This window comes from Pseudomonas soli (assembly GCF_900110655.1).
Lineage (GTDB): Bacteria > Pseudomonadota > Gammaproteobacteria > Pseudomonadales > Pseudomonadaceae > Aquipseudomonas > Aquipseudomonas soli.
Genome location: NZ_FOEQ01000001.1, coordinates 157,357 through 184,021 on the forward strand (window position 1 = coordinate 157,357; position 26,665 = coordinate 184,021).

Annotated in this window: 28 protein-coding genes and 2 pseudogenes; 15 read left to right on the forward strand and 15 right to left on the reverse strand. The window is 64.3% G+C overall.

Features of this window, described 5'->3' with window-relative positions:
* Nucleotides 1–82 precede the first annotated feature (82 nt).
* Complete coding sequence (locus tag BMY03_RS00695; protein WP_094009982.1) at nucleotides 83–2,032, forward strand: acetoacetate--CoA ligase; 1,950 nt, start codon at nucleotides 83–85, stop codon at nucleotides 2,030–2,032.
* Between the two features lie 52 nt (nucleotides 2,033–2,084).
* Complete coding sequence (locus tag BMY03_RS00700) at nucleotides 2,085–2,360, forward strand: peptidylprolyl isomerase (protein WP_013972552.1); 276 nt, start codon at nucleotides 2,085–2,087, stop codon at nucleotides 2,358–2,360.
* Here the strand turns inward: BMY03_RS00700 and BMY03_RS26835 are convergent.
* From BMY03_RS26835 to BMY03_RS00710, 3 genes and pseudogenes are all read right to left on the reverse strand, one after another.
* Complete coding sequence (locus BMY03_RS26835; RefSeq protein WP_390899040.1) at nucleotides 2,348–2,806, reverse strand: CZB domain-containing protein; 459 nt, start codon at nucleotides 2,804–2,806, stop codon at nucleotides 2,348–2,350. The genes BMY03_RS00700 and BMY03_RS26835 overlap by 13 nt on opposite strands.
* 36 nt (nucleotides 2,807–2,842) lie before the next feature.
* Nucleotides 2,843–3,082, reverse strand: a pseudogene (locus BMY03_RS26840) (methyl-accepting chemotaxis protein); the annotation flags it as partial.
* 523 nt (nucleotides 3,083–3,605) lie between these two features.
* Entirely contained in the window at nucleotides 3,606–4,229 is a 624-nt protein-coding gene (locus BMY03_RS00710; RefSeq protein ID WP_094009983.1) for a LysE family translocator, read from the reverse strand.
* A 135-nt stretch (nucleotides 4,230–4,364) separates the two neighbouring features.
* Here BMY03_RS00710 and BMY03_RS00715 point away from each other — a divergent pair, with 135 nt between their 5' ends.
* A complete protein-coding gene (locus BMY03_RS00715; protein ID WP_094009984.1) occupies nucleotides 4,365–5,183 on the forward strand; it encodes an AraC family transcriptional regulator in 819 nt (272 codons plus the stop codon).
* Nucleotides 5,184–5,276: 93 nt separating this feature from the next.
* Nucleotides 5,277–5,897, forward strand: a complete 621-nt coding sequence (locus BMY03_RS00720) for a LysE family translocator (RefSeq protein ID WP_094009985.1) — start codon at nucleotides 5,277–5,279, stop codon at nucleotides 5,895–5,897.
* Here BMY03_RS00720 and BMY03_RS00725 read toward each other — a convergent pair.
* Nucleotides 5,875–6,570, reverse strand: a complete 696-nt coding sequence (locus tag BMY03_RS00725; protein ID WP_094009986.1) for a metallophosphoesterase — start codon at nucleotides 6,568–6,570, stop codon at nucleotides 5,875–5,877. The genes BMY03_RS00720 and BMY03_RS00725 overlap by 23 nt on opposite strands.
* A gap of 74 nt (nucleotides 6,571–6,644) precedes the next feature.
* On the opposite strand from BMY03_RS00725, the gene BMY03_RS00730 reads away from it, so the two are divergent.
* Nucleotides 6,645–7,154: a DUF3016 domain-containing protein gene (locus tag BMY03_RS00730; protein WP_094009987.1), complete on the forward strand. Its 510-nt coding sequence runs from the start codon at nucleotides 6,645–6,647 to the stop codon at nucleotides 7,152–7,154.
* Nucleotides 7,155–7,157: 3 nt separating this feature from the next.
* On the opposite strand, the gene BMY03_RS00735 is transcribed toward BMY03_RS00730, so the two are convergent.
* Entirely contained in the window at nucleotides 7,158–7,682 is a 525-nt protein-coding gene (locus BMY03_RS00735) for a DUF2867 domain-containing protein (protein ID WP_232888138.1), read from the reverse strand.
* Nucleotides 7,683–7,764: 82 nt separating this feature from the next.
* Here BMY03_RS00735 and BMY03_RS00740 point away from each other — a divergent pair, with 82 nt between their 5' ends.
* Together BMY03_RS00740 and BMY03_RS00745 are read left to right on the forward strand one after the other, a co-directional pair.
* Nucleotides 7,765–8,505, forward strand: coding sequence for a carbon-nitrogen hydrolase family protein (locus BMY03_RS00740; protein ID WP_094009988.1), 741 nt, complete (start codon nucleotides 7,765–7,767; stop codon nucleotides 8,503–8,505).
* Nucleotides 8,502–8,744, forward strand: coding sequence for a hypothetical protein (locus BMY03_RS00745; RefSeq protein WP_038706186.1), 243 nt, complete (start codon nucleotides 8,502–8,504; stop codon nucleotides 8,742–8,744). Before BMY03_RS00740 ends, BMY03_RS00745 begins: the two co-directional genes overlap by 4 nt.
* On the opposite strand, the gene BMY03_RS00750 is transcribed toward BMY03_RS00745, so the two are convergent.
* On the reverse strand, nucleotides 8,737–9,234 hold the full coding sequence (locus tag BMY03_RS00750; protein ID WP_094010351.1) for a methylated-DNA--[protein]-cysteine S-methyltransferase: 498 nt from the start codon (nucleotides 9,232–9,234) through the stop codon (nucleotides 8,737–8,739). The genes BMY03_RS00745 and BMY03_RS00750 overlap by 8 nt on opposite strands.
* Nucleotides 9,235–9,384: 150 nt before the next feature.
* Between BMY03_RS00750 and BMY03_RS00755 the strand changes: the two genes are divergently transcribed.
* Nucleotides 9,385–9,894, forward strand: a complete 510-nt coding sequence (locus BMY03_RS00755) for a GNAT family N-acetyltransferase (RefSeq protein WP_038706187.1) — start codon at nucleotides 9,385–9,387, stop codon at nucleotides 9,892–9,894.
* On the opposite strand, the gene fos is transcribed toward BMY03_RS00755, so the two are convergent.
* From fos to BMY03_RS00775, 4 genes are all read right to left on the reverse strand, one after another.
* Nucleotides 9,885–10,295 carry a fosfomycin resistance glutathione transferase gene (gene fos / locus BMY03_RS00760; RefSeq protein ID WP_094009989.1) on the reverse strand — a complete coding sequence of 137 codons (411 nt, stop codon included), beginning with the start codon at nucleotides 10,293–10,295 and terminating at the stop codon, nucleotides 9,885–9,887. The two genes, BMY03_RS00755 and fos, sit on opposite strands and share 10 nt — an antisense overlap.
* Before the next feature lie 76 nt (nucleotides 10,296–10,371).
* Entirely contained in the window at nucleotides 10,372–10,719 is a 348-nt protein-coding gene (locus BMY03_RS00765; protein ID WP_023629951.1) for a hypothetical protein, read from the reverse strand.
* A gap of 122 nt (nucleotides 10,720–10,841) precedes the next feature.
* A complete protein-coding gene (locus BMY03_RS00770) occupies nucleotides 10,842–11,390 on the reverse strand; it encodes a GNAT family N-acetyltransferase (RefSeq protein ID WP_094009990.1) in 549 nt (182 codons plus the stop codon).
* A gap of 142 nt (nucleotides 11,391–11,532) precedes the next feature.
* A complete protein-coding gene (locus BMY03_RS00775) occupies nucleotides 11,533–11,910 on the reverse strand; it encodes a hypothetical protein (RefSeq protein ID WP_094009991.1) in 378 nt (125 codons plus the stop codon).
* Nucleotides 11,911–12,594: 684 nt separating this feature from the next.
* On the opposite strand from BMY03_RS00775, the gene BMY03_RS00780 reads away from it, so the two are divergent.
* Entirely contained in the window at nucleotides 12,595–12,801 is a 207-nt protein-coding gene (locus BMY03_RS00780; RefSeq protein ID WP_094009992.1) for a DUF6434 domain-containing protein, read from the forward strand.
* 71 nt (nucleotides 12,802–12,872) lie between these two features.
* Here BMY03_RS00780 and blaOXA read toward each other — a convergent pair whose 3' ends face one another.
* Together blaOXA and BMY03_RS00790 are read right to left on the reverse strand one after the other, a co-directional pair.
* On the reverse strand, nucleotides 12,873–13,691 hold the full coding sequence (gene blaOXA, locus BMY03_RS00785) for a class D beta-lactamase (protein WP_094009993.1): 819 nt from the start codon (nucleotides 13,689–13,691) through the stop codon (nucleotides 12,873–12,875).
* A gap of 235 nt (nucleotides 13,692–13,926) precedes the next feature.
* Nucleotides 13,927–14,586 carry a hypothetical protein gene (locus BMY03_RS00790; protein ID WP_094009994.1) on the reverse strand — a complete coding sequence of 220 codons (660 nt, stop codon included), beginning with the start codon at nucleotides 14,584–14,586 and terminating at the stop codon, nucleotides 13,927–13,929.
* Nucleotides 14,587–14,841: 255 nt separating this feature from the next.
* Here BMY03_RS00790 and BMY03_RS26795 point away from each other — a divergent pair.
* The 3 genes and pseudogenes from BMY03_RS26795 to BMY03_RS00805 all read left to right on the forward strand — a co-directional run bounded on the left by BMY03_RS26795 (nucleotide 14,842) and on the right by BMY03_RS00805 (nucleotide 18,219).
* Nucleotides 14,842–15,262: pseudogene (locus BMY03_RS26795) on the forward strand (site-specific integrase).
* Between the two features lie 32 nt (nucleotides 15,263–15,294).
* Nucleotides 15,295–16,881, forward strand: coding sequence for an ABC-F family ATPase (locus BMY03_RS00800; protein ID WP_023628643.1), 1,587 nt, complete (start codon nucleotides 15,295–15,297; stop codon nucleotides 16,879–16,881).
* Between the two features lie 171 nt (nucleotides 16,882–17,052).
* Nucleotides 17,053–18,219, forward strand: a complete 1,167-nt coding sequence (locus tag BMY03_RS00805; protein ID WP_094009995.1) for an MFS transporter — start codon at nucleotides 17,053–17,055, stop codon at nucleotides 18,217–18,219.
* On the opposite strand, the gene BMY03_RS00810 is transcribed toward BMY03_RS00805, so the two are convergent.
* Together BMY03_RS00810 and BMY03_RS00815 are read right to left on the reverse strand one after the other, a co-directional pair.
* Nucleotides 18,178–19,227 carry an alpha/beta hydrolase family protein gene (locus tag BMY03_RS00810; protein ID WP_094009996.1) on the reverse strand — a complete coding sequence of 350 codons (1,050 nt, stop codon included), beginning with the start codon at nucleotides 19,225–19,227 and terminating at the stop codon, nucleotides 18,178–18,180. The two genes, BMY03_RS00805 and BMY03_RS00810, sit on opposite strands and share 42 nt — an antisense overlap.
* Before the next feature lie 148 nt (nucleotides 19,228–19,375).
* Complete coding sequence (locus tag BMY03_RS00815; RefSeq protein ID WP_023631820.1) at nucleotides 19,376–19,987, reverse strand: FMN-dependent NADH-azoreductase; 612 nt, start codon at nucleotides 19,985–19,987, stop codon at nucleotides 19,376–19,378.
* 133 nt (nucleotides 19,988–20,120) lie between these two features.
* Between BMY03_RS00815 and BMY03_RS00820 the strand changes: the two genes are divergently transcribed.
* Nucleotides 20,121–21,023, forward strand: coding sequence for a LysR substrate-binding domain-containing protein (locus BMY03_RS00820; protein WP_038706199.1), 903 nt, complete (start codon nucleotides 20,121–20,123; stop codon nucleotides 21,021–21,023).
* On the forward strand, nucleotides 21,016–21,390 hold the full coding sequence (locus tag BMY03_RS00825) for an MmcQ/YjbR family DNA-binding protein (protein ID WP_094009997.1): 375 nt from the start codon (nucleotides 21,016–21,018) through the stop codon (nucleotides 21,388–21,390). The genes BMY03_RS00820 and BMY03_RS00825 overlap by 8 nt, the downstream gene beginning before the upstream one ends.
* Before the next feature lie 3 nt (nucleotides 21,391–21,393).
* Here the strand turns inward: BMY03_RS00825 and BMY03_RS00830 are convergent, their stop codons facing one another.
* Nucleotides 21,394–21,810, reverse strand: a complete 417-nt coding sequence (locus tag BMY03_RS00830) for a VOC family protein (protein WP_038706200.1) — start codon at nucleotides 21,808–21,810, stop codon at nucleotides 21,394–21,396.
* Nucleotides 21,811–22,032: 222 nt separating this feature from the next.
* Here BMY03_RS00830 and BMY03_RS00835 point away from each other — a divergent pair, with 222 nt between their 5' ends.
* Nucleotides 22,033–26,664: a dermonecrotic toxin domain-containing protein gene (locus BMY03_RS00835; protein ID WP_094009998.1), complete on the forward strand. Its 4,632-nt coding sequence runs from the start codon at nucleotides 22,033–22,035 to the stop codon at nucleotides 26,662–26,664.
* The last annotated feature ends 1 nt before the right edge of the window (nucleotide 26,665 follow it).

The following is a 26,665-nucleotide window of genomic DNA, read 5'->3' on the forward strand; positions in this document are numbered from 1 at the left end:
GAGTGGAACAAGACAAGCCCGTTCCTGTAGCGGAGCGGGCTCGCACCGCGACAAGACTCTCAGCCCTGACCGAGACTTCCGCATGAACGACGTACTCTGGCGCCCCACCACCACCCAGATCGAAGCCAGCCGGATGGACGCCTTCCGTCGTCGCGTCAACCGGCGTTTCAACCTTCAGCTCGACGACTACGCCGCCCTGCACCGCTGGAGCATCGAGCAGCGCCCGCAGTTCTGGCAGACCCTCGCCGAGTACTTCCATGTGCAGTGGCACACGCCGCCATCGAGCATCCTCGAGGAAGGCGAACACATGGCCGACGCGCGCTGGTTCCGCGGCGCCACCCTGAATTTCGCCGAACACCTGCTGCAGCGCCGCGATGACCGTCCGGCCGTGGTGGCCGTGCGCGAGGACGGCGGCCGCCACAGCCTCACCCACAATCAACTGGCCGCGCAGGTCGCCGGCTTGCAGCAGGCTTTTCGCCAGGCCGGCATCGCGCCGGGCGATCGTATCGCCGCGGTCATGCCCAACACCTGGGAAACCCTGGTGGCCATGCTCGCCGCCACCAGCCTCGGCGCGGTCTGGTCCAGCTGCTCGCCGGACTTTGGCAGCCACGGCATCATCGACCGCTTCGGCCAGATCGCCCCTCGGCTGCTGGTGGTTTGCGCCGGTTATCAATATGCCGGCAAGGTCATCGACCAGGTGGAGAAGATCAACCAGGTCGTGGCCCAGCTACCGAGCATCGAGCAGTTGCTGGTGGTGCCGCATACCCGGCCGCAGACCCGCGCCGATGAGTTCACCGGCAAGCCGACGACCCTGTGGGCCGATTACTTTACGCCCGGCGGGACGCCGACCTTCACCGCGCAGCCCTTCGATCATCCGCTGTATATCCTGTATTCCAGCGGCACCACCGGCGTGCCCAAGTGCATCGTCCACCGCGCTGGCGGCGTGCTGTTGCAGCACCTCAAGGAACACGGCCTGCACAACGACCTCAAGGCCGACGATGTGCTGTTCTACTACACCACCTGTGGCTGGATGATGTGGAACTGGCTGGCCAGCGGACTGGCGGTCGGCGCTACCCTGGTGCTGTATGACGGCTCGCCGCTTCACCCCGGGCCCGAGCGTTTGCTCGACCTGATCGATGCCGAAGGCATCCGCGCCTTCGGCACCAGCCCCAAGTACCTCGCCGCCCTGGAGCAGGCCGCTGTGGAGCCGGCGAAATCCCATGGCCTGGGCAGCCTGCGCCTGATCCTCTGCACCGGCTCGCCGTTGTCGCCCCACAGCTACGACTATGTCTACGCCAAGATAAAGGCCGACGTGTGCCTGGCCTCGATGTCCGGTGGCACCGATATCGTCGCCTGCTTCGTGGCCGGCAACCCGCTGCTGCCGGTGCGTCGTGGCGAGATCTCCGGCAAGGGCCTGGGCATGGCGGTGGAAGTCTGGGATGAACAACGCCAGCCGGTCAGCGGCGCGAAAGGCGAGCTGGTCTGCATCCATCCCTTCCCCTCGATGCCGCTCGGCTTCTGGGGCGACGCTGACGGCCAGCGCTACCGTGACGCCTACTTCAGCCAGTTCGAAGGTGTCTGGTGCCAGGGCGACTACGCCGAGCAGGTGCCTGGCAGCGGGCTGATCATCCATGGCCGCTCCGACGCCGTGCTCAATCCCGGCGGCGTGCGTATCGGCACCGCCGAAATCTACCGCCAGGTGGAAAAGGTCGAGGAGGTACTGGAGAGCGTGGCCATCGGCCAGGACTGGAATAACGATGTGCGCGTGGTGCTGTTCGTGCGCCTGCGCGACGGTCTGCAGCTCGACGAGGCGCTCAGCCTGCATATCCGCCAGGTTATTCGCCAGTTCACCACGCCGCGCCATGTGCCGGCGGTGATCGTCCAGGTCAGCGACATCCCGCGCACCCTCAGCGGCAAGCTGGTGGAGCTGGCGATCCGCGACGTGGTGCATGGCCGGCCGGTGAAGAACACCGACGCGCTGGCCAACCCCGAGGCGCTGGAGCAGTTCCGCGACCGCCCGGCGTTACGCTGAGGGCGACATCAGGCATAATGTCGCCCTTTTGCCCCGAAGCACAGGTAACCCGATGAAAGCCCAAGCCCGCCACATCCTGGTCAAGACCGCTGACGAAGCCGAAAAGCTCAAGCAGCGCATCGCCAACGGCGAGGCTTTCGACGTGCTGGCGAAGAAATTTTCCACCTGCCCGTCCGGCAAGCGCGGCGGCGACCTGGGTGAAATACGTCCGGGGCAGATGGTCGGCGCCATCGACCAGGTGATCTTCAAGAAGCCCCTGCGGGTGGTACACGGACCGATCAAGAGCAAGTTCGGCTATCACCTGGTGCAAACGTTCTATCGCGACTGAGCCTCGCTCTCGCGCCGTCTCTGCAACAACGCAGGCGATTGCTCGCCACTGGCGACCACGCGCTCCAAACCCTCCTGCACGGCAAGGCTGGCACTTTCCATCTCGGCCACCGCCTTGAGCATTGCTGCGGTATCGCCGCTGGCATGGGCATCGATGGCGTCGAATGCGCAGCGGTGCACGGCGGCATGGGGCGCGTCGATATCCTTGTACCCGGCAAGATGCGCATAGTGCAGCGCCCCGTCCCCCTCGCGATACCACTTGCCCAGACGGCAGTGGGTATGGTCGGTAAAGTCCGAGCCGCGCTCTTGCGAGACGCCGAACAACACCTTGTAGACGCGGAACTTGTAGATCAGGTGATCGAGCTTGGCCAGCTCGCAGAAGCTGCGCAGCGCCGACACCGATGCCGATCCTTCGGCCACCGTCGACATGTCGAGCAACTGGCGCATGGTACTGGCCGCGGACTGGCCGACCCCGCTGTATGACGACGAATGCTCGGCCAGGCTGGCGATATGTCCTCGGCTTTGCGCACTGTCGGCCCGAATGGCCGAGACCAGCGTGCCGATCTCGGCGGTGGCGTCGGCTGTGCGCCTGGCCAGGGTCCTGACCTCATCGGCCACCACGGCAAAGCCGCGCCCGGCATCGCCCGCCCGCGCCGCCTCGATGGCCGCGTTCAGGGCCAGCAGGTTGGTCTGGTCTGCCACCTCGCGGATGATCTCCAGCACACCGCCAACCTGCTGGGCCTGATGATCGAGCCTGCCGACCTTCTCCGACGCCTCGCCGGAGGCATCGGCCAGCTGCTCGAGGTTGGTCGCGATGGCATCGATGCTGGCCTGGTTGCTGCTGGCAATGCCCTGGATGCGGATGGCGTACTGTCTTTCCTGCTCCATGCTGTGGGCGAGGCTGGCGAACGACGTCTGGGTCATTTCCAGGGAATGCGAGAACGCCGAGAGGTTGCCGGCCAGGTGCCCGAGCACCTGGTTCTCTCGCGCCAGTTCCTCAGCCCTTGATTCCGCCTCGCGGACGCGCTGCTCAGATGCCGCCAACTGTGAACGGGAATGCTCCAGGGCGACGTTCAGCTCCTTGATCCGCGGGTCTTGCCGACCTGCCTTGCTCCACCACTTCACACCACGCTCCCGGGATAGACCCACCGCTTGTCACCCGGCGAAAAAGCTCCGGGCAGAAACATGGAAAGGTCTCAGCAAGCGCAAAGCGCGGCAATACTCAGCTGCGATGGAAAACAGCGGATCAGCGACGGGCCGCCAGCAGGCCAAGCCCCGCGCACCCCAGCAGCGAGGCGCTGACCCGGTTGAACATGCGCCGTGGCCCGGGCCGTGCGAACCAGCGCTGCAGGTACGCGCCAAGCCCGGCATAGATGGCGATGGCCGCCCACTCCAGCAACAGGAACAGCACGCCCAGGCGCAGGAACTGTTCACTGACCGGGGTGGCGCTGCCCACGGTGACGAACTGCGGCAGGAACGCGGTGAAGATGAGTATTGCCTTCGGATTGCCCGCCGCGACCCAGAACTCCTGGCGCGCCAGTTTCCAGGTGCCGCGAGGTTGCTCGCCGACCAGCGCCGCCTCGCCGACCGGTGCCCGCCACAGCTGCCAGGCGATATAGAACAGGTAACCCGCGCCCAGCACCTTGATCGCCAGGAACAGGTACTCGCTGGTGTGCAGCACCACGGCCAGGCCCATCGCGGCCAGGGCGATCATGCCGCTGAAGGCGAGCAGGCGCCCGGCACCGGCCACACAAGCGGTGCGCAGGCCATAGCGGCTGGCATTGTGCAGGGACAGCAGGTTGTTGGGGCCCGGCGCCATGTTCAGGGCGAAACAGGCGGGGATGAACAGCAGCAGGCTCGACAGGTCCATTCTTGTTCTCCAGCAGGGACCGGTGCAGCGTCGCGCCTGGCGGGCAGACCCGTCAAGCACAGTGGCGCGGCAAATGGCCGTAACAGCGACCAGGCGCTAGACTGGCGCCCTCCGTCCGTCTCAAGGCACCTCGCCATGACCCGCCCGAGCTGCGAAATCTGGTACGACCCGGCAATGCCGTACGTCGAGAGCCGCCGCGCTTGCCATAGCCGCGCCTGCTACAAGGCTCATAGCCATCCCAGCTTTTCCATCGGCGCAGTGGATGCCGGCAGCAGCCGCTTCACCGGCGCCGCCAGCGGTGAGGAGCGCTTGACGCCGGGTACCCTGGTGTTCGTGCCGGCGCAGCGGGTGCATGCCTGCAACCCGCAACCGGGTCAGGCCTGGAGTTACCAGATGCTGCACCTGGATGCCGAGTGGCTGCGTCAGCTACGCCTCGAATCCGGCGTTGCCGCAGGCGAGCCCGGTGCCGTGGCCCGGGTCACTCGCTCACAGGCGCTGTACCTGCAGTTCTGCGCGCTGAACAGGTTGCTGTTTTCACCGGCGGCAACCTTCGAGAAAGAGGCTGCGTTGGTGGCCTTCATCGGCGAACATGATTTCTCCATGCACCCGGCCTTGCTGGCGGCGCCACCATTGCCGCCGTCGACACTGCGCGAACTGTTGGACCACGCACAGGAGCAGGACCTGGCCGAACTGAGCCTGGAGCGCCTGGCGCGCCAAGCCGGCATGGGGCGCTACCAGTTAATACGGGCGTTCAGCGTCGCTACCGGCATGACCCCTCACGCCTGCCTGCTCAACGCGCGGGTGAACAAAGCCCGGAGTCTGTTGCGCCAGGGCCAGGCGCTCGCGGAGGTGGCCTATAACTTGGGCTTTGCCGACCAGAGCCACTTCCAGCGGGTGTTCAAGGCGCATGTCGGGGTGGCGCCTGGGGCCTACCGGGCGGCACTGAAGCACTGACATCACCGCACAGCGGCCCCCTGCAATAATCTTCAATACTCCACCCATCACCAGCAACAGACTGCGGCTACCTCCACCAGGAAGCCCGCCCCCATGCAACTGTTCATGCTCGTCGCCACCGCCCACTTCCTCGCCCTGCTATCACCCGGCCCGGACTTTTTCCTGGTGGCCCACACCTCGGCCAGCGCCGGCTGGCGGCTCGCCAGTGGCGCCTGTGCCGGGATCGCCCTGGCCAACGGCATGTTCATCTGTGCGGCGTTTACCGGGGTGTCCTTTTTACGCGATGGCGGCCCTCTGTTCGTCACCCTCCAGCTGGCCGGCTGTGGCTACCTGCTCTACCTCGGCCAACTGTTCCTGCGCCATGCCGGGCAAGCAACCCTGACGCACAGCGAACCTGGCGTGGCAACGTCTGCGCGTGGCTGGCTGAACAGTTTGGGCATGGGCTTCGCCTCGGGCATCCTCAACCCGAAGAACGCACTGTTCTATGCAAGCCTGGCGAGCATGATCGCCAGCAGCGGTACCTGGGCCAAGCTGGGCTATGGCATCTGGATGTTCGCCATCGTCCTGGCCTGGGACCTGGCGGTTGCCGTGGCCATCGGCAACCCGCGGGTACTGCGCCGCTTCGCCCGCGCCCTGCCCTGGCTCGAGCGCGCCTCGGGCTTGATGTTGATCCTGCTGGCCGGCGCTGTTCTCACGCACCTGGCCTGGCGCTGAGCGGCTTAAGGCCATCCAGTTCGAGCAGGCTGAAGTGACCACGGCTCCAGCCGCCGGTGTCCAGGTGCCAGACGTTGCCCAGCACCTTGATCTCCAGCACCGGTGTATGGCCTACCAGCAAGGCGCGCAGGCCCTTGACCGGGCGGCTGTCGCCCTCCTTGAGGCGCCGGCGCGACCACTGGCACACCTCACGCACCTGCAGGTCATCCCCGGCCTGCAGGCTCGCACAGAGCTGCGCCCAGTCGTCGAACGGGCTGTCGGCATGCAGCAGGCCGACCGGCCCGCCCGCCGTGTCGACTTGCAAGGCGATCGGCAGGCGTTCGAACACCTCGACGAACCGCACCTGCTCGGCCTTTGGCAAATCGAGGAACCATCCGCCGCCGGCCGCCCGGTACATGTCCAGGTCGACCCGGCCGCCGCGCAGGTGATTGACCGCCAGCGACTCGTGGTTGCCCTGCACCGCATGGAACCAGGGCTCGGCCAGCCATTGCAGCGCCTGTGCGCTGCCCGGCCCACGGTCGACCAGGTCGCCGACGCTGAACAAACGGTCGACCAGCGGATCGAAACCGACCGCCTCCAGGCATTCACGCAAACGCTTGAAATGCCCATGGATATCGCCCACGGCCAGGTCACGGCCACGGCTGTTGGCGGCGATCCGCCTGAACGCAGTCATTGCATCATTCCTCTGCTTCTTTCCGGCACCGGCGTAAAATAAGCGGGTAAACCGCCCGAACCCGGAGGTGCATCATGCGAACCACCCTGGCCAGTGCCGTGCTGATGGTGCTGGCACTAGACAGCATGGCACAGGGCGCCTCGACCGCGCAGGTCGAGGTGCGTTTCGAGCACCCCGAGAAATTCCGCGATGCCAGCCTCGACAATCGGGCCTACCCTCGCAGCGCCGACCCGCAGGTGCTGAAAGTCCTCACCCTGCACCTGCAGAAACTCGGCCAGCGCTACTTGCGGCCCGGCCAGCAACTGGTCATCGACATCCGCGACATCGACCTGGCCGGCCAGTTCGAGCCCTGGCACAGCCAGGCCTACGATGTGCGCTTCATGCGCGAAGTCACCTGGCCCAGCATCGACCTCGACTACACCCTGCAGCAGCCCGGCCAGCCCGCGCTCAAGGCCCAGGAGCACCTGAGCGACAAGATGTACCTCAGCCGCCCAGGCCGCCTGGGCAACAACGACCGGCTGTATGCGGAGAAGGCCATGCTCGGCGACTGGTTTCGCCAGCGCTTCGCCCAGCCGCCCTCTTGAGCGTCACCACGCCAGACGGCGCAAGGCGATGGGTGCGATCAGCCGATGGAACGGTGCCACCGGCAGCATGTACAGGCGGCCAAGCCGATTGTGCGTGCGCACCACGGTGCTCACCAGCACCTCGCAACGGCCCTCGGCCGTCGGGCGTCGCAGCAGGGCGATGTGCACGTCCAGGTGCTGGTCGCGGTCGACCAGCAGCACCTCATCCTCGGTGTTGGCCACCAGGGTGAAAATCCCCACCCGCTCTCCGGGCTGGTAGCTGCCCGGGGCGCGGGCCGGGTCTATGGCGGTCAAGCGTCCCAGGTCCTTGAGGCCGAGCAGCGCGACCAGGCGGTTGCGCAGCACCATCAGCGTGTCGATCCAGCCGGGCATGCTTGTCATCAGGCGTAGGAAGTGCGCCATGGCGGGCCGCCCGTCGTCCGCAATTTCAATCGCCCGGCAATGGCGAAAACCCGCCTTAGCAGCATGCGCTGCGATCAGCGAGTCGGCGGGTATGGTGGCGGCGTGGGTCATTGTGTTTTCGTCCATGAAATCGACACATCGGTACTGGGAGGGAACGGCCGTCGATTGTATCCTCGACTGCCGACGACATGCCAAGGACGGATACTCCATGAAGAGCTGCGCAGTACAGCTGGCTTTGAGCAAAGGCGATGTGGCCGCCAATATCGCCCATCATTTGCACGCCATCGAACAGGCCGCGGCCCTGGGCGCCGAACTGCTGGTGTTCCCCGAACTGTCCTTGACCGGCTACGAACCAACGCTGGCCCGGCAACTGGCCATGCCCGCCGACTCGCCGCAACTGGTACCGCTGCAAGCCGCGTGCGATCGCTTCGGCGTAACGGCGGCGGTCGGCCTGCCGATGCCGACCATGGCCGGCGTGCGCATCGGCATGCTGGTATTGCGCCCGAGGCTGGCGCCGCTGGTGTATGCCAAGCAGCGCCTGCATGACGACGAACTGGACTACTTCGTACCCGGCAGCACCTCGCTGGTGTTCGCCGCCGGCAGCCACCAGGTGGCGCCGGCCATCTGCTATGAATCGATGTTCCTCGAGCACGCCGCGCACGCACAGGCCCAGGGCGCCGACCTTTACCTGGTCAGCGTGGTCAAGACCGAGGAAGGCATCCGCGCAGGGGCTGCGCACTACCCGCAGGTTGCCCGGCGGCTGCGCATGCCGGTGATCATGAGCAACTGCGTCGGCCCTGCGGACATTTACGTGGGGGCCGGGCAGTCCGCGGCCTGGGATGCCGAAGGAAACCTGCTGGCCTGCCTCGGTGATACAGCGCCAGGCCTGCTGCTGCTCGACACGGCGACTGGCACTGCCCAGGCATGGCCACTGGAGCTGGGCGCATGAAGTATGCGCTGGTGATCCTGGCCAGTTATGCCAGCGTCTGGTACCTGGTGGGCACCCTGATTCGCGGGCGCCTGGCCGATATCGCCGAAGGCCTGCGCCATCGCCCGGACGCCCCGCCTGCGGGGCAGTACCTGCGCGAAGTCGAAGCCCACGCCCGCCGCGCCCACCGCCACTACAGCCTGTTTGCCGGCACCGTGCTGGCGCTGGTGTTGACGGTATTCTGTGCCTGGCTCAGCTGACGCCTAGGCTCTGGCGCCCCTCCAGCGCCAGCAGATACTGCTTGGCCGGCAAGCCACCGGCGAAACCAGTGAGACTGCCCGAGGCCCCGATCACCCGGTGGCAGGGCGCGATGATCGAGATCGGGTTGCGGCCGTTGGCCGCGCCCACCGCCCGAACCGCATCGGGCTTGCCGATCTGCCGGGCGATCTGGCCGTAGCTACGGGTCTCGCCGAAGGGAATGCTCAACAGCGCCGCCCACACCTCACGCTGGAACGCGGTCCCGGCAAAGTCCAGGTCCAGCTCGAAGCGCTGGCGTTGCCCGGCGAAGTACTCGCCCAGCTGGCGGGCGGTCTCGCGCAGCACGCCGTGCTGGTCGTCGCGGTGCAGCTCGCCGAGGCGTACCCGGTTGTCCCGCTCATGCTCCCACAGCACGGCGGCCAGCCGCTCGCCCCGCGCCACCAGGGTCAGGGTGCCGACAGGCGATTGCATGAGGGTGAAGGCACAGGACATGGCAGGCTCCGGCAGGATGACGTTCGCTGCACTGTACCCATCGCGGCGCGGCCACGCATCCGCTTTCTTGCCCAGCCATCGCCACTGGCCAGTCCGCAGCGCCGCCCCGTACACTGAGGCGCCACTCGTTTTTCAAAGGACGGAAACACAGTGAACGACGCCTCGCCCGACATCGTCATCGAACGCTTTGCCGAGCAGCACCTGCACGGTATCACCGCGCTCTACAACGAACCCGCGGTGTGCCGCCAGGTGCTGCAGATGCCCTATCAGGGCGTCGAAGTGTGGCGCGAGCGCCTGGCCGCCTACCATGACCGACAAATCCGCCTGGTGGCGGTGCACCAAGGCCAGGTGATCGGCAATATCGGCCTCGACCAGAGCACACGCATCCGCCAGGCGCACCTGGGCGAACTGCTGATGGGCGTTGCCCAGGCCTGGCAAGGCAAGGGCGTCGGCTCACGGCTGATGACGGCCATCCTCGACATTGCCGACAACTGGATGAACCTGCGCCGGGTCCAGCTCACCGTCTACGCCGACAACGAACCGGCACTGGCGCTGTATCGCAAGTTCGGCTTCGAGGTCGAAGGCCGGTTGCGCGACTACGGTGTGCGCGATGGGGTGTTTGTCGACGCGCTGTGCATGGCGCGGTTGCGTCAGTCGTAGAACACCATGCCTGCATAAGGTTTCACCCGGCAGGCCGCCAGCCGCGATTGCAGATCGCCGACATGCGCTTCGAGCTGGTGGCCATCCGGGTCGAGAAAGTACAGCGAGTCTCCCTCGCTGCTGTCCTGCTTCCACAGGCGCACGTCGTGCTCGCGCAAGCGCTGGGCGAAGGCCGCGAAGTCGCCCTGGCAAATGGAAAACGCGTAGTGCGTGTACGTGCGCTGCATGTCGCCCGCCTCTACCTGATCGACCGACAGGCACAGCCACAGCTCGCCCAGGCTCAGATAGGCACCCCGCTCCCACCGAGCACTGAGCCTGAAGCCCAGTACCTGCTGGTAGAACACGATGCTGTCGGCGAGGTTGGAGACGGCCAGGGTGAGATGGTTGAATCCGTTCAACATGAGAATCGTCCGAAGTGAAGTAGGACAAGAGCGTTTCGCGGGACGAGGCAAACGGCAGCGTCCCGCGAAGCGCCGATCATACCCTCGAACACATCAGCGCGGCATCGAGCAGGCGCCCCTTGTCATACCAGGCATCGCGTTGATAGGCGGAGTATTGTTGCCGCCCAGGGGAGCCCTGGACCTTCACCAGGCCGTCGGCCTTGTTCGGATCAAGGCTGGCGACAAACAGCTCGAGGGCGTCCTGGTTCTGCACGATAAAGGTCGTCGCGTTTGCGGGAAGCTCGGCTTTGACGCAGTTCAGGTAATCCGGCGGGGCTTTCGCGGTCACGCCGAAGGTGTTGTCGCGCCCGGCCCGGATATCGGGATCATGCGCGCAACCGGCCAGCAGCAGGCTGGCGGCCAATGCCATCATCAAGCGATTCATACAGACTCCAACCACCCCAGCAGGATGCCCTGGACAGAGTCACACAGCCACCACCCTTTTTAATAGTCTGCTTACGATCTACAAGCCTAGCCCCGGAGTGACGGGTGCGGTATGCCGGTTCGCTATATCGCCTGGGTGGGCCGGTCGATCCGGTAGAGCACGTGGGGTCGCAACGGATTGCCTTCAGGCACCGTCACGTCGAGGAAGTCCTCCTGCGGATCCGAACGCATGCCCAGCCTCTGCATCAATGCCCTGGAGGGTGTGTTGATGCTCGAGGTGTAACCGATGACCTGAAGCAACCCAAGGGTCGACCACGCGTAGGCCAGGCACGCGCTGGCCGCCTCGAATGCGTAGCCCTTGCGCCAGTGTTCACGCCCGAGGATCCAGCCGATTTCGACATGCGGGCCGCCCGGTATCTCGTCCCCGGTCGAGGACAAGCCAAGCCCGCCGATAAACGCGCCATCCTCCTTGCGCTCGACCGCGACAAAGCCGAAACCGTGCGTTTGCAGGTGCCGATCGCACTCGGCAAGCATCGTGCAGGTTTCAGCGGGCGTCAGTATTGCCGGGTAGTAGTAGCGCCTGACTTCGGGGTCGGCGTTGACGAGGGCAAAGGCTTCGATGTCCCGCTCTGCCCAAGGGCGCAGGACAAGACGAGGAGTCTCGATGAACATGGGTAAGGCGCAGCTCCCTTCTACCAGACATGACCGACATCGCCTTGCGATGCCAGTGAGGCATGGGAATCTAGCACATGCGCATGACCGCGGAACTCCGGCCCTCAATCGACCGGAGCCCGGACAGGTCAATCAATCGCGATCAAGGTTTGCCGAACACATAGAAGCTCAGGTTGGCCGAGCTCTTGCCCGCGGCGAACAAACCGCGCAGATTGTTCATCGAAACGCTGCGAATGTTGAAGGTCTCCTGGGTGGAGTAGCTGTCATCGATGCTGACGTACTGCAGGTTCTTGTCACTGCCACCGGAATAGTCCAGGCGAACCATGAAGGTGCCCGCGCCGACAGTGGTCCTGAGGATGAAGGATTTGTACTGCTGGATCTGCGCTTCGACGAAGTTAGCGCCGGCCCGCTCACCTTCCTTGCCCTTAACATCGCAACGACCGCTGCTCAGGTAGGTATAGCCTGGGGGTACCTGGACATCGGCGGCCAGTTCCTCTTTGAAAGCCTGTTGCTGTGTCATGACTCATGCTCCTTATGAGTAAGATTTACGTACAGCACTGGTGAGTCTACAAGCGCCCGGCAAGTCGGCGCTGCTGGCGGACAAGCGGAGCACGCGAACGAGCACGCAAACAAAAATAGCCCCCCGAACGAATGCAATCCTCACAGATGCCCGATCTCCCGCCCAGACGAATTCCCGAGCACTCTGTGCCCGGCCCCGATTCTGGGGACGTGTCCCCAAGCGTGGGATCAGGCACTGGCCTGTAAGAATACGAAAACCGCCACCACATCCAAGGCCAGCACGGCGGCCACCACGAAGCTCATGAAATAGAGGTCATCCTGGAACATGTCTGCACTCCCGCCTGGTGGGTTTGCTTGACTCAAGCAACTCCCATTCCAGCCTGCCCGCTTCAAGACCATGTCCATTGGTCAGACGTGGAGGGTCTATCGCGCAAAAAGGCGCTTACTGATCACTTACTCCGGCTCTACGCAAGGATGCCAATCGAGGTGTGCCCCGATGAGACGCATCCAGAAAATCGTCCAGCAGCGCCGTCGGCAGTTGCATGTACACCTGCCGCCCAGCGAATTGAATGCGTCGAGTTGTGACGATGGATCCAGAATTGCGAAACCGGCACGGCCGCCGCAAAAGCGCCAAACAATAAGTGATGCTAGGCTCCAGCGAACCTGGCCACCCAAGGTAGTGGAAATGAGCTTCGACTGGCACGCTGGACCTATCACCCGCACGACCCTGCTCGACAAGAACTACCGTAATACGCAGAAGGTCCGGCAGTTCCTGCTCGGTGAATGCGGCGCGGCGTTCAAGTTCGATCGGACCTTCATGGCCTGGATCAAGAGCGGAGCACCCTCCACCATGGGGGATGTCGCGGATGAATGGATGCGTACGCGCAGTTGACCGCCGGACGACTGTACTCCCCGGGGGATGTCTTTCAGACGAAAAAGGTCGCCCTGCGGTTTCAGTTTGGCTTAGTTTCTGTGCTCGGGCAGCGCCCCCATTGACTCCAGAACCTGCCTGCCTATCGCCTCTCTCTTGGGAGCATCGGCCATCCTCTTCGGGGTATCGATGTTCAGGGCAAAGATTACAGGGCCGTCAGGGAACTCAACCCAGCCTACCCACCATCCGATCTGGCCTCCCAGCCCGGTTTTCGCCCGCATGATCCAGTCTCGACCGGCACCCACGATAAGGACATCCTTTGTCAGCAACTGATGTTCCAACTTGAACGGCAGTTGGTTTCGATAAAGGCTTTCCAGGAAGTGGACTTGCTCCCGAGCCGAAACCTTGAGACCGCCATTGATCCAATAGTCGCGCTGTTTGACAGTAGGATCCGCATTGCCGTAGTGAATGAGGCTGAGATATCGCGCCGCTTCTCTCGAACCTATTTTTTCCGCAAATCCTCTATAAACCCAGACCGCTGAGTTTCTCATTGCCGATCTTAGATTCTGATCAGCATTGTGGGTAGGAATCTCATTTACCGTTCCGTCCCACTTGAAAACCTGAAACTCGTCCGAAACGGCGCCGGCATCAAGCGCAAAGAGGGTGTGGGGAATCTTGAATGTCGAGGCCGGTGTGAACCTAACATCAGAGCGATCCGGGTTATAAACATAGGTTACAGCCCCTCGCCCCCGCATATCTTTCACCACCATGGTTCCAACGGTGTCTTGCGCGTCGAAGAAATCTTTCCACTCTGGCTTTTCAACCAGGTCAGAGGAGGAAGCAGCGACTGCTGTCCCCATGCAGATGGAGAGCAGTGCAATCCCAGCTAGAGCTCCCATACGATTCAACATGCGGCTTCATTCCTCAAAACAGAAAATGAAACCACACAGCCATTGATTTATAAAGGTTTTTTAAAATATGGTCGCCCCGAGCTCCCTGAGTACCTTGTAAATCAGGCCACCTGTTCGGGCCTGATCGCAGGCCGACGCCAGCTCTCTATCCGTGTCGATAGACACACATCCAGCGACCGCTGCTACCTGATTTTCAATGCAGCATGAACACGGATCAAGGCTTGTAGCGCAGAGCCTAGATGTAGTTGTCGTATCTATTCAACAGAATGTTATCCATCTGACGGAGACTTAGAGGTCTTCCCAGATCGGCTTCGAACACATCCTTTGCGTTGAGATAGATGCGTACGTACTCAGGATAATTTTTCGCGGATCTGGAGGTGGTGAACGCAAATACCCATCCTTCCTCTTCCGCCACCCACTTCAGCGCAGTACGTGCTCGAGAATCCATCATTGGAAAGTGGTTAGGCCTGTGAAAGTGAAGGTACTTTGAAGCGAAGCTGCTGCAATCTCTCTGGGTGTAACCGGTAATCGCGCTGCAGAGGAAAGCGTGCGCCTTGTGTACTTCTGTGGAGGTCGAGCGCGAAATGGTACCGTCTTGAGGAAGAAAATCCAGCACCTCCTCCAAGCCTGACTTGGAAATAGCATCTGCCAATCCATGGAAGAAGTCTGCAGACGACAAACGCTCGCCTTTGATGGTTCGACGTTCAGCGGAAGCTGCGAGGCTCCTGCCAATGATCAACGCCTTGGATGCAATCTGGTCTCGGTCAGTGTTGCTGGGGTTATCGCTCACGAATTGATACAGCATACGATTTGCAGGGATGAAGATTCCGCACCCTTCGTGCGTGCCAACAAAGCTATCGGTCAAGTATTCCCTGGATCTTGTTACAGTCAGCATGCGCGTCTCCTTGCGGGGAGTCATACGATACCGTACCTGCGTGATTGATCAATCCAAACCCACTCGCTCAACCGCCAAAGGCTCCAGACCCTTGAGCTGGTCCAGCGCGGCGAAGCGCTCGGCATCCAGCCTGCAATCGCGGAACAGCTTGCCGCGCACTGGTCCCGGCGCAGCCTCCTGGAGCGCACCGCAACGATCCAGCGAATCATCGCAGACCACCCGCCTGCAGACCGGACGAAGACAAAGTATCACCGGGTGGTGTTGCTGATTGACCGAGCGCTCAACGCCTTGAGACAGGCGCGGTGCTTGGCCAACTTGAGGCGAATGGCTTCTAAGTCGGCCTACCCTTTATGCCCATTTATGTTCCAGCCAAGCAAAGGTGGGCTGTGGATCAACGAGCCAAGTGTTACAATCCGCCGATTCAAATCAGCGCTCATGGCGCTGGATATCCGTGAGCGCCGGCAGTACGACACCCGCCACACCTACGCAACCCTGTGCCTGATGGCTGGGATGGACCTATGCGTTCATCGCGAACCAGCTCGGCCATGGCGTCGAGATGTTGCCCTCTACCTACGCGAAATGGATCAGCTCCTCCTCGGACTGGAGGGAGCTGGAGAAGCTGCTGCCCCGAGTCGAACTGGCCCAAGATTGGCCCAAGACTGATGACAGGGCCTAAATACACCTCTGGAACCCCCGCAGGACAAGCACTTGATTTCTACCGCCAATATCACCATGCAGTTCGGCTCCAAGCCCCTGTTCGAAAACGTCTCGGTCAAATTCAACAACGGCAACCGCTATGGCCTGATCGGCGCCAACGGTTGCGGCAAGTCGACCTTCATGAAGATCCTCGGCGGCGACCTTGAGCCGTCCGGCGGCCAGGTGATGCTCGAGCCCAACACCCGCCTGGGCAAGCTGCGCCAGGACCAGTTCGCCTATGAAGAATTCACCGTGATCGACACCGTGATCATGGGCCACGAGCAGCTGTGGAAGGTCAAGGCCGAGCGCGATCGCATCTACTCGCTGCCGGAAATGACCGAGGAAGACGGCATGGCCGTCGCCGAGCTGGAAACCGAGTTCGCCGAGATGGACGGCTACACCGCCGAATCCCGCGCCGGCGAACTGCTGCTGGGCCTGGGCATTCCCCTGGAACAGCACTTCGGCCCGATGAGCGAAGTGGCGCCAGGCTGGAAACTGCGCGTGCTGCTGGCCCAGGCGCTGTTCTCCGACCCGGACGTGCTGCTGCTCGACGAGCCGACCAACCACCTGGACATCAACACCATTCGCTGGCTGGAAACGATCCTCACGGCGCGTAACAGCACCATGATCATCATTTCCCACGACCGTCACTTCCTCAACAGCGTCTGCACCCACATGGCCGACCTGGACTACGGTGAACTGCGCCTGTTCCCGGGCAACTACGACGAATACATGACCGCGGCCACCCAGTCGCGCGAGCAACTGCTGTCGGACAACGCCAAGAAGAAAGCCCAGATCGCCGAGCTGCAGACCTTCGTCAGCCGCTTCTCGGCCAACGCCTCCAAGGCCAAGCAGGCCACCTCGCGCGCCAAGCAGATCGACAAGATCCAGCTGGCCGAGGTCAAGCCATCGAGCCGTGTCAGCCCGTTCATCCGCTTCGAGCAGACGAAAAAGCTGCACCGCCAGGCGGTGATCGTCGAGAAAATGGCCAAGGCCTTCGACGACAAGGTGCTGTTCAAGGACTTCAGCTTCACCATCGAAGCCGGCGAGCGCGTGGCGATCATCGGCCCAAACGGTATCGGCAAGACCACCCTGCTGCGCACCCTGGTCGGCGAGATGAAGCCGGACGCTGGCGCGGTGAAGTGGACCGACAGCGCCGAAGTGGGCTACTACGCCCAGGACCACGCCCACGATTTCGAGGACGACGTGACGCTGTTCGACTGGATGGGCCAGTGGACCAGCGGCGAGCAAGTGATCCGCGGCACCCTGGGGCGCATGCTGTTCTCCAACGACGAGATCCTCAAGTCGGTGAAGGTGATCTCCGGTGGTGAACAGGGCCGCATGCTGTTCGGCAAGCTGATCCTGCAAAAGCCCAACGTACTGGTGATGGACGAACCGACCAACCACCTGGACATGGAATCGATCGAGGCGCTGAACCTGGCGCTGGAAAACTACCCGGGCACCCTGCTGTTCGTCAGCCACGACCGTGAATTCGTGTCGTCGCTGGCCACCCGCATCATCGAGCTGACGCCCGAGGGCGTGGTGGACTTCAGCGGCACCTATGACGACTACCTGCGCAGCCAGGGTGTGGTGGTCTGATCCAGCTCTGAGTCATCTACATCGCGGGGCAAGCCCGCTCCTGCAATGCCTTCGCGGCATTCGCAGGAGCGGGCTTGCCCCGCGCTGCGTTTAATTAGTTAGCCTGCTTTCTTTTCCCTCGCGCCGCAGCCATGATGGGCACAGCCCCACCGCCCGCCCGCGAACGAGCCCATGACAGCCCCTCACGCTTCCAGTGTCACCCTGCAGATCCTCTCGATCGTCTTCTACACCTTCATCGCCTTCCTCTGCATCGGCCTGCCGATCGCGGTGCTGCCTGGCCATGTGCACGATCAACTGGGCTTCGGCGCGGTGATCGCCGGCCTGACCATCGGCCTGCAGTACCTGTCCACCCTGCTCAGCCGGCCTTTTGCAGGGCGGGTAGCGGACACCCTGGGCGGCAAGCGCGCCATCCGCTATGGCCTGTACGGCATCGCCGGTTGCGGCGTGCTGACCCTGCTTTCAGCCTGGACCCTCGCCCTGCCCTGGCTGAGCCTGGCGCTGCTGTTGGGCGGCCGACTGCTGCTGGGGATCGCCCAGGGGCTGATCGGCGTCGCGACCTTGAGCTGGGGGATCGGCCAGGTGGGGCCGGAACATACCGCCCGGGTCATTTCCTGGAACGGCATCGCCTCCTATGGCGCCATCGCGGTAGGAGCGCCGGCCGGCGTGCTGCTGGTGGAAAGCCTGAGCTTCGCCGTGCTCGGCCCGGCGCTGTTGCTGCTGGCGCTATCGGCCCTGCTGGTGCTGCGCACGCGCCCCGAGGTCGTGGTAGCCGGCGGGGAACGGTTGCCGTTCTGGTCGGCGTTCGGGCGGGTGGCGCCTTGCGGCCTGGGGCTGACCCTGGCATCGATCGGCTACGGCACCCTGACCACCTTCGTCACCCTGTACTATCTGGAGCGCGGCTGGGTCGGCGCAGCCTGGTGCTTGAGCGCCTTCGGCCTGTGCTTCATCCTGTCGCGGCTGCTGTTCGTCAACGCGGTCAACCGCTTCGGCGGCTACAACGTGGCCATCGCCTGCATGGCCACCGAGGTCCTGGGCTTGACCATGCTGTGGCTGGCGCCCTCGCCGCTGTGGGCGATGCTCGGCGCCGGGCTGACTGGCTTCGGCCTGTCGCTGGTGTACCCGGCCCTGGGAGTCGAGGCAATCCGCCAGGTACCCAGCAGCAGCCGTGGCGCCGGGCTGGGCGCCTACGCGGTGTTCTTCGACCTGGCGCTGGCCGTCGCCGGCCCGGTGATGGGCGCGGTGGCAGTACACCTGGGGTATGCCTCGATCTTCGCCGTCGCCGCCCTGCTCGCCCTGTCAGGGGTGGGCCTGACCCTGTTGCTGGCCCGCCGCGGCTGAACGTTCGGCGGGCTCCGGTGCGCCCAGTGCCTGGCTGAAGAAGGCGGTAGTCTCGCTGCGCAGCGAGCGATGGATATGTCGACGGTCGACACCCTCGGCGTCCTTGCACAGTACCGGCATGCGCAGGTGTTGCTCGTCGTCGCAGGGGGCCATGAACACGAAGTGCCCGGCACCGGCCAGCAGGCGGTAGTCAGGTGTTACCGGCAGCTTGCGCGCCAGGGCATCAGCGTTGTGCTCCAGGGCCAGTAATTGGTCGTTGTCGCCGCTGTAGATCAGCGCCGGCACCTGCACACCGGCCAGGGCGTGGCGACCGAACATCAGGCTCAGCGGCGCCATCAGCATCACCGCGCCCACCCTGGCGTCGGCGCGGGGCGCCAGTTCACTGTGGTCGGCGATCAGCACGCCATGGGTCTTGCAGGCGTCGGCGTCACCTGGGCGTTGCTCGCAGTAGCGGCGCAGGCGTTCAAGGTCGGGCCGCGCGCCAGAAAGTATCAGCGCGGTCTCGCCACCGGCGGAATAGCCAATCACCCCGACCTTGCCATCATTCAGGTACGGCGCGAGCAGTCTGTCGTTTCGCGCCGCTGTGATCGCGGCGCTGATCTGCAGCGGCCGGCCATAGAGGTTGCTGAGGGTGCCCAGGCGGCTATGGTCGCGGTTGTTGTCGCCGGGATGGACCACCGCCACCACCACGAAGCCCTGTCGGGCCAGGCCGTTGGCCAGGTCATGCAGGGCCATCGGGCTGCCGGTGTTTCCATGGGAGATCACCAGCAGCGGGAACTGGCCCATGGCTACCGGTGCCTCTTCGGCGACACGGGTCTGGTAGCCCTCGATGCGTACCGGGCGCGCCTCGCCGCTGGAGGGGTAGAATGCCAGGGCATGCATGGGCTTTGCGTCCACCGGGTCGACCAGGGTCAGCCGGTGCAATCCGGCCACCCACGGCGCTGCATCGGCGCGGGCCAACAGGCCGCCCAGCAGGAATAGCGCCATCAGCAGGCTGCTTCGCTTCATCGCAGGGCGCTCCCAGGTTCAAGGCACTGCGCGGTACACGGGTATGGATGCCAGCATAGAACCCGGTGCGCTGGCGGCACATGAAAACTGGATGAAAAAAGCCGGCTGGCGCACGAGGCGACAGCCGGCTTTGAATCGGTGGCAACAATCAGGCAGCGGCGAACAGCTCACCTGCGATCTGCGCCTGGGCGGCATCAATGGCCTTGGCGCGGTGCTCAGGGCCATAGGCCAGGCCGTGGGCGCGGACGATTTCCAGGTCGGTGATGCCGATGAAGCCGAGGAACACCTTGAGGAAGTCCTCATGGCCGACACCGGTCGGCTGGCCCTGGTGCAGGCCTCCGGCGGTGGACACCAGGATCACTTTCTTGTCACCGCACAGGCCTTGCGGGCCGGCTTCGGTGTAGCGGAAGGTCTGGCCGGCCACCGCCACGCGGTCGATCCAGGCCTTGAGCTGGGTCGGCACGGTGAAGTTGTACATCGGCGCACCGATCACCACCGCGTCGGCGGCGAGGAACTCTGCCAGTGTTTCCGCACTGAGCTTGGCTTCATGAGCCTGTGCGGCATCGCGCATTTCCTCGGGGGTGCCGGCGGCCACGAGGGTGGCGGCGGAGAAGTGGCTGATGGCATCGTTGGCCAAGTCACGGTAGACCACCTCGATGCTCGGGTCGGCGGCCTTCCAGGCCTCGACCACTTCGCGGCTCAGCTGGCGGGAGGCGGAATTGTCGCCCAGGATGCTCGAATCGATATGCAACAGTTTCATGGGACTCTCCTGTGAATGAAGACCGCGGCGGTGGGCGATCACGATGTAGAGAATCCTATCGGCACATCGAATAGCTGATAAGTCGGCAAAAACGCGTTAGTTTGTTCCACTGATGGAACAATGAGACTATCAAATGCAAGACCTCAACGATCTCTTCTACTTCGCCCGGGTGGTCGAAGCCGGTGGCTTCGCTGCTGCCGGGCGCCAGCTGGGCATTCCCAAGTCGCGCCTGTCGCGGCGCATCGCCGAGCTGGAAGAGCGTCTTGGCACGCGTCTGCTGCAGCGCACCACCCGGCAACTCAAGCTGACCGCCGTGGGCGAGCGTTACCTGAACCATTGCCAGGCCATGCTGCTGGAGGCGGAGATGGCCGATGAAGTGGTGGCCAGCATGTCCAGCGAGCCCCGCGGCCGGCTGCGCGTCTCGTGCCCCGTGGCCCTGGCCCATGCATTCCTGCCAGATATCATCAGCCGCTTCCTCGCCCAGTACCCCTTGGTGCAACTGGACATGGTGCTGCTCAACCGCCGGGTCGACCTGATCTCCGAAGGCATCGACGTGGCCCTGCGCGTGCGCGACCTGGGCGATGAGGACCCAGCCTTGGTCACCCGACGCCTGCGCCAGGCGCAGATGCAACTGGTGGCCGCACCAGGGTTTGCCGACCATATCCGCGAGCCTGCACAACTGGCGACCCTGCCGGTGCTGGGCGCTGCCGAGGCTGACCGGCTGGTGCATTTTCGCCTGCATGGCCCCAACGGGCGGCAGGAGGAAGTCGCCCTGGAGCCGCGCCTGGCCATCGACGACTTCGTCGTGCGCAATGCCGCGGTACGCGCCGGCCTGGGCTTTACCGCCCTGCCGTCGATGTTCTGCGAGGAGGAACTGGCCCGTGGCGAACTGGTGCGCCTGCTGCCAGACTGGTCGCTGCCTGGCGGCTACCTGCAGGCGGTCTATCCGCATCGGCGCGGCCTGCTTCCAGCAGTACGCGCATGGATCGATCACCTGGCAACCTCGTTCGAGGCCTGTGGAGAGCGTTATGTCTGAGAAAAGGATGACCGAGGAGCAAGTGGCGGCGCTGTGCCTGGCCCTGCCGGGCGCTCAGGAAGACTACAAGTGGGGTGGCATCCGTGTGTTCTCGGTGGCCGGCAACAAGATGTTCGCCGTGCAGGACCTGGGCGGCGCGGGCCTGTCGTTCAAGGTGGCCGACGAGCTGTTCCTGGGTTATTGCGACCGCCCCGGAATCCGCCCGGCCCCGTACCTGGCACGGGCAAAGTGGATCAGCATGCTGCCGCCCTATCCCATGGGCCGCGACGAGCTGAGCGACCTGCTGCACCGCTCGCACCAACTGGTGGTGCGACGCTTGCCCAGGCGCCAGCAGGTTGGGTTACTGCTGGGGACGGCGGACGCCTAGGCTTCAACCCGGTAATGGCGGCCCTTTGAGCTCGATCCGGTTGCCGTCCGGGTCGAAGCAGTACAGCGACATGCCCTCACCTTCGGCTCCGTAACGCTTCTCGGCAGCCTCCACCCTGACACCGGCCTCGTGCAACAGCGCGCTCAGCGCCTGTTCCTCGAACGGCTCGATGCGCAGGCAGACATGATCGACATTATGCCCACACTGGCCGGGCGCCTCGCCGCCCTGGCGCCCCAGCGGGCCGTCGACCGCCACCAGGTCGATCAGGCCGTCACCGGCGCCAAGGTGGATCATCCCCAGTGTGTCCCGACGCTTGCGCACCGGGCAGCCGAGCAGCTCGTGATAGAAAGCCAGGCTGCGGGTCAGGTCGCTGACGCGCAGGACGACATGGTCGATGCGTAGTATGGCGAAAGCTGGCATGGCGAAGCTCCACGATCAGGCTTTGCCTAGACCATAGCAGCCGACCTGCGAAGACACCCTAGGCCATTGGCGTCAATGACCGACGGTGGGTACAGCACAGCCTTTGTGGGGCAAAAGACCGTGGGCGTGTCAGCCATTGCCCTGGTGGCAGCAGCAATCATGTACCGCTCCAGGCGCCGCTAACTGCCCTTGAATGGCCGCTCCCACTTTTGGAATGCGACCATGCACCACAGCGAACCGCCCTACCACCAGGAACAGATCCTGCGCAGCCTGCCGGGCTGGACCAGGCACCTGCACCCCCACCACGTCAGCAGACTGCTGCGGCGCGCCCACCGCGAGCATATCCAGCAAGACGGGCAGCCAGCCCCCTGGTTCGCCCAGGCCCCGGCCGCCCGCCAGGCCGAGTTGCGTCAGGCCATCAAGCAGCGCGCGACGAGCCACTTGGCTCTGGCCAAGGCACTGCAAGACTTGCGCGGTATCACCGAGTTCTGCGAGCCGCTGCTGCAGGCACGACTGGGCAGTCAGGTGGCGCTGACACAGGCCCGGTTCAGGCATCAGCCGTTCACGTCGAGCCTGGGTGGCGAATTCCCCGACCCGGACGCGTCCCATCATGCCCCAAGCACTCCGGCCACGATCGAGGAACCGGCGGGCACCGCCAGTCTCACCAGCCTGCTCGAAGCGGCCCTGCACAATTTCGAGGGCGTGGCCGAGGTCGGCCCTTACAGCAGCCTGCAAGTCAGTGCCGACGACAGCAGTGCTCTACCCGGCCTGAGCACTGCCGCGTTTGTCACCCATTGCCGTCTGCTCGACCTGGGCCGGCGCTACCAGGAGCACCTGCAGGATATCTACGGCGGTCAGCGTAGAACGCTGTTGTGCGCCCTGTGGAGTCAGGCCCGGTGCCATGAGCTCACCGTACAGGCGTTGATCGCACGGATGCGCGGACACCTGACCGACGACGGCCTCCAGGCCGTGCGACAGCTCAGTAGCACCGGTTCGATGCCGCGCTACCGAGGTGCACCGGCCAGGGTAGCGGTGTTGCGCATGCTCGATACCCAGTTGCACGATCTGTTGCTGTTGACATCGAGCGGCCAGTCCACGCCGTCGTGCATCGCCTACTTGCCTTTTGACCATGCGCGACCGGTGCAGGAGTTCGACAACCTGCTGGCCTTCGGCAGGTACTTGCGTCGTCGCTTGCTGGCGCCCGCCTATCGCGAACGCTTCCTGGAGCATGTTGCCCTTAAGGACCGCCCAGGCATGGCGAGCAAGCTCAGGGCCAGACTGTTCGGAGCCACTGCGAGCGGCATGCGCCCGCTGGAAACGCCGTCTCCCGCTTTCGCCGAAACCGAGCCAGGCCTACATCCCTGGCAAGGCCTGCCGGCCACCCCCTTGCTACAGCAGCAGGATCCGCCCGCTCCCATCCGCTTCCCCGCACTGGCGATCCATGAAGTCGCTGTCGGCTTCCCCGTATGGCCGAAGCTGTTCAATGACCACGTACACCGCCTGCGGGAGGACGCCCGCTGCATCGCGGTGCCAACGGAGGACGTCGATGCCAAGGCCCGGCGTGAGCGCCTGGCTTTGTGGCGCGAGCGTGGCCTGAATGTGCTCGGCGTGGCGGCCATGTTCGTTCCCGGACTGGATGTCGCCATGCTGGCCGTGGGCGCAGGCCAGGTCATGGCAAGTATTTTCCACGGCTTCGAAGCCTGGTCCGAGGGTGACAACGCGCAAGCGGTGAACCAGGTCGAGTCGCTTCTGATCAACCTGGGCAGCGTGACCGCCATCGCCGGTGTTACCAAGCTGGCCCAGGCCTGTGGGTTCGTCGATTGGATGCAAAGCCTGTGGCTGGAGGGCCAGGAACTGCTATGGCACCCTGAACTCGAGCATTACCGCAGCCCGGTGGAGTTACCGGCGGGCCTTGAGCCCGACGAGCAAGGCATCTTTCACCATGATGACCGGCATTTCGTCGACCTGGACGGTACGCTCCACGAAATCCGCCGCGGCCTCGAGGGACAATGGCGCGTTGTACACCCTGCCGACCCTCGCGCCTATCAGCCAGCGCTGTACGGCAATGGCAGCGGTGCCTGGCGCATGGCGCACGAGCGACCACAAGACTGGGGGCGGGCAAAACTGATGCGCCGGCTGGGACCGCTTGGCGACGGGCTGACCGACGAGGAGCTGATTGCGGCACTCGACAGCACCGGCCTGGAGCGCGGCGTGCTCGAGCAGATGCACGTCAACGGCCGGCGCGCCCCCGCGCTACTGGAGGACGCCTTGCGGCGACTCAAGGCCGACAGCCTCCATCAAGTCCCGGCCCCGCCGGGTTGCGCTGCGGCGCTGACGATCGGGCGCGTGTTCTCCGGACTGCCCATGCAAGCACTGGAAGAGCTGGTGGCCACCGCCAACGGCGCCGAACGGCAAGCCCTTCTCAGCGGGCGGGTCCCCCTGCGGTTGGCCGAAGAGGCGCGGCTGTTGCAAGCCCGGTGCCGGCTGGACAGGGCGATCCTGGGCTTGTATCGCCCCAGCCTGGCCAATGCCGACAGCCGGCTGATCAGCGACAGCCTGTTGGCCGCACACCCGCAATGGACGCCCGAACAGTGCTATCACGCAGCCCTGGCCAACCGCCCAGCGACCGCACGCATGCTCGGCCAGCAACCGTCACAACCGGGCTGGCACTCACCTTTGCGCCTGAGCGACGGGCGTTACGGCTATCCACTGAGCCCCGGTTTGTTCGCCACGCGGGCAGAGCGCGAGCTGCATGCCCTGTACCCGGGGCTCAACGGTCGCGAGGTGCGCCAGTTACTGGCCACCCTGCGCGTCCGCGCAGGTGTGGCCGAACAGATACAGGCGCTGCGCATCCAGCTGTCCTCGCTGCGCGAACAGCTGCACGCCTGGACCGACAGAGGCACCCAAGACTGGGGTGACGAAGTCGGTGCGGGCTACGCCAGGACCGCAGACCTGCTCGTGCGGGCCTGGCAACGTCTGGACGGCGACATGCTGAGTCTTTCCAATGTCGCCCTCGACGCCCTGCCGATACTCACGGCACGCTTCGACCATATCACCACGCTGTCGCTGGAGAATCTCAATGTGATCGAGATGCCGGCCGACTTCCTGCAGGCCTTCCCGGCACTCAGGCGCGTCGATGTGCGAAACAGCTCCCAGTTGAGCGCCAGCTCGGTGCTGCAGGCATTGCGACACGCCCCACGGTTGCAGGAGCTTCGCTTGAGTGGCACGCGCCTGGGCGCGCTGCCCGCCGTGGCCCATGAGGTACTCCCCACCTTGCAGGACCTGCGCATCCTGGAAATGCCACATCACCAGTTGACGCTCACCTTGCCTGACCTGCGGATGCTCACCGGACTGCCGCTGGAAACGCTGGACCTACGCGCCAATCGTATTGCGCTGGATGCCGACACAGCGGATTTATTCAGTTCGATGCGACCACTGCGCCACTTGCTCCTGAGCAACAACCCCCTCGCCACCAGTCCCAACCTGACCGGCCTGGACAACCTCGCGACCTTGCGCCTGGATAGCAGCCGACTGCGCCTGTGGCCTACTGGGTTGAGCAGCCTGATGCAGCGCAATCCTTGCATGCTGCGGGTGGTGGACCTGAGCAATAACGGCATCGAACAGGTACCGGGGCTGCCCGCCCTGTTGTCCTCTCCCTTCCTGGGTGAACTGTTGGCCAGGCGTGCGTCATACCGCTGGCGGTTCAACGACAACCCGTTGGACGAGACAACCCGCGAAAGCCTGCAGATTGCCGGCGCTTCGGTCGAACAACGTGTCGAGGGGATCGACGGCACCGTGTCACCATGCCGAATCGACTGGTTGCAAAGCGCCAGCCAGCAACAGCGGGCAATGTGGGCAGCGCTATTCGACGCAGACGAGCATGCCAGCCTGCGCCAAGTCGTCGAACAGGCGGGCCTGTCGGCCAGTGCCCATCGCCATCCCCGAGCATTTGCCCGCCAGGTATGGGCACTGCTCGAGCGCGCAAGCGCCAGTACTCGCCTTCGTGCACGCCTGGACGACGTGGCCGATGAGTTCCCGGTGAGCTGTGGCGATGCAGGCGCCGATGGTTTCGGCACCTTGCAGATCGAAGTGATGGCCTACGATGAGTCCGCAGGCGCGGAAGTCGCCACCCCACCACTGTTCCAGTTCTTCCGGCGCCTGTTCCGGCGTGACCAGGTGAACACCTTGGCCCAGGACCTGTTCAACGCCCGCGTAGCTCGGCGAGATGCCCTGCGCGCTCGGGATGCCTGGGCCACCCGGCCGCTGGCCGAGCGTGGCGCCAGGCCCGTGCTGCCAGCCCTGCATCGCTTTGACACCTTGTCCGACGACGTGCTGCACAATGGCGTCGGTGAAGGCCTGGACCTGATCGAGATACGCTTGGCCCTGCGTACCGGCCTGGCCAGGCGCCTGGACTTCCCCGAGCCCCAGCAGGCGATGTTGTACCGCCACACGGCCGAAATCTCGCCGTGGACCGAGGAAGCGGTGTTGGAGGAAGTCGACGCCCGGGACCGGGACGCCGAGGCTCGCCGCCAGTGGATCGCCCGGCAACCAAGTTGGCGACGCCTGCTGCGCCAGGAGAACAGAGCCCGGTTCGAGATGCTCAGAAAACGCTGGGACACCGGCATGGACTACCTTGAGGGCAACGACCTCGACGGCGCGCTCGAAGCACCGGTGATCGAAGCGCTGACCCAGGCCTTGGGTCGCAGCCCGCTGGGCGAGGATGGCCAGCCCCTGCGTGAACCCATCGCCAGCGAGGGTTACGTCGAGGGGATGAACCGCATGGCCCTGGGCCTTGAAGAGGAAGAAGATGCTCTCTACCTGCGCCTGACCCGCCGCCGCGACCCCAACAACTGAG

Excerpts from the sequence above, each read along its gene's own strand:
- BMY03_RS00805 (WP_094009995.1), top strand. The coding sequence starts at position 17,053 with ATGACAGCCCCTCACGCTTCCAGTGTCACCCTGCAGATCCTCTCGATC.
- BMY03_RS00735 (WP_232888138.1), bottom strand. The coding sequence starts at position 7,682 with ATGGACGAAAACACAATGACCCACGCCGCCACCATACCCGCCGACTCG.
- BMY03_RS00790 (WP_094009994.1), bottom strand. The coding sequence starts at position 14,586 with ATGCTGACTGTAACAAGATCCAGGGAATACTTGACCGATAGCTTTGTT.
- BMY03_RS00740 (WP_094009988.1), top strand. The coding sequence starts at position 7,765 with ATGAAGAGCTGCGCAGTACAGCTGGCTTTGAGCAAAGGCGATGTGGCC.
- BMY03_RS00750 (WP_094010351.1), bottom strand. The coding sequence starts at position 9,234 with ATGTCCTGTGCCTTCACCCTCATGCAATCGCCTGTCGGCACCCTGACC.
- BMY03_RS00715 (WP_094009984.1), top strand. The coding sequence starts at position 4,365 with ATGACCCGCCCGAGCTGCGAAATCTGGTACGACCCGGCAATGCCGTAC.
- BMY03_RS00825 (WP_094009997.1), top strand. The coding sequence starts at position 21,016 with ATGTCTGAGAAAAGGATGACCGAGGAGCAAGTGGCGGCGCTGTGCCTG.
- BMY03_RS00765 (WP_023629951.1), bottom strand. The coding sequence starts at position 10,719 with ATGAATCGCTTGATGATGGCATTGGCCGCCAGCCTGCTGCTGGCCGGT.
- BMY03_RS00695 (WP_094009982.1), top strand. The coding sequence starts at position 83 with ATGAACGACGTACTCTGGCGCCCCACCACCACCCAGATCGAAGCCAGC.
- BMY03_RS00830 (WP_038706200.1), bottom strand. The coding sequence starts at position 21,810 with ATGCCAGCTTTCGCCATACTACGCATCGACCATGTCGTCCTGCGCGTC.
- BMY03_RS00810 (WP_094009996.1), bottom strand. The coding sequence starts at position 19,227 with ATGAAGCGAAGCAGCCTGCTGATGGCGCTATTCCTGCTGGGCGGCCTG.
- BMY03_RS00720 (WP_094009985.1), top strand. The coding sequence starts at position 5,277 with ATGCAACTGTTCATGCTCGTCGCCACCGCCCACTTCCTCGCCCTGCTA.
- BMY03_RS00820 (WP_038706199.1), top strand. The coding sequence starts at position 20,121 with ATGCAAGACCTCAACGATCTCTTCTACTTCGCCCGGGTGGTCGAAGCC.
- fos (WP_094009989.1), bottom strand. The coding sequence starts at position 10,295 with ATGTTGAACGGATTCAACCATCTCACCCTGGCCGTCTCCAACCTCGCC.
- BMY03_RS00710 (WP_094009983.1), bottom strand. The coding sequence starts at position 4,229 with ATGGACCTGTCGAGCCTGCTGCTGTTCATCCCCGCCTGTTTCGCCCTG.
- BMY03_RS00730 (WP_094009987.1), top strand. The coding sequence starts at position 6,645 with ATGCGAACCACCCTGGCCAGTGCCGTGCTGATGGTGCTGGCACTAGAC.
- BMY03_RS00700 (WP_013972552.1), top strand. The coding sequence starts at position 2,085 with ATGAAAGCCCAAGCCCGCCACATCCTGGTCAAGACCGCTGACGAAGCC.
- BMY03_RS00725 (WP_094009986.1), bottom strand. The coding sequence starts at position 6,570 with ATGACTGCGTTCAGGCGGATCGCCGCCAACAGCCGTGGCCGTGACCTG.
- BMY03_RS00780 (WP_094009992.1), top strand. The coding sequence starts at position 12,595 with ATGAGCTTCGACTGGCACGCTGGACCTATCACCCGCACGACCCTGCTC.
- BMY03_RS00815 (WP_023631820.1), bottom strand. The coding sequence starts at position 19,987 with ATGAAACTGTTGCATATCGATTCGAGCATCCTGGGCGACAATTCCGCC.
- blaOXA (WP_094009993.1), bottom strand. The coding sequence starts at position 13,691 with ATGTTGAATCGTATGGGAGCTCTAGCTGGGATTGCACTGCTCTCCATC.
- BMY03_RS00745 (WP_038706186.1), top strand. The coding sequence starts at position 8,502 with ATGAAGTATGCGCTGGTGATCCTGGCCAGTTATGCCAGCGTCTGGTAC.
- BMY03_RS00835 (WP_094009998.1), top strand. The coding sequence starts at position 22,033 with ATGCACCACAGCGAACCGCCCTACCACCAGGAACAGATCCTGCGCAGC.
- BMY03_RS26835 (WP_390899040.1), bottom strand. The coding sequence starts at position 2,806 with ATGCGCCAGTTGCTCGACATGTCGACGGTGGCCGAAGGATCGGCATCG.
- BMY03_RS00770 (WP_094009990.1), bottom strand. The coding sequence starts at position 11,390 with ATGTTCATCGAGACTCCTCGTCTTGTCCTGCGCCCTTGGGCAGAGCGG.
- BMY03_RS00775 (WP_094009991.1), bottom strand. The coding sequence starts at position 11,910 with ATGACACAGCAACAGGCTTTCAAAGAGGAACTGGCCGCCGATGTCCAG.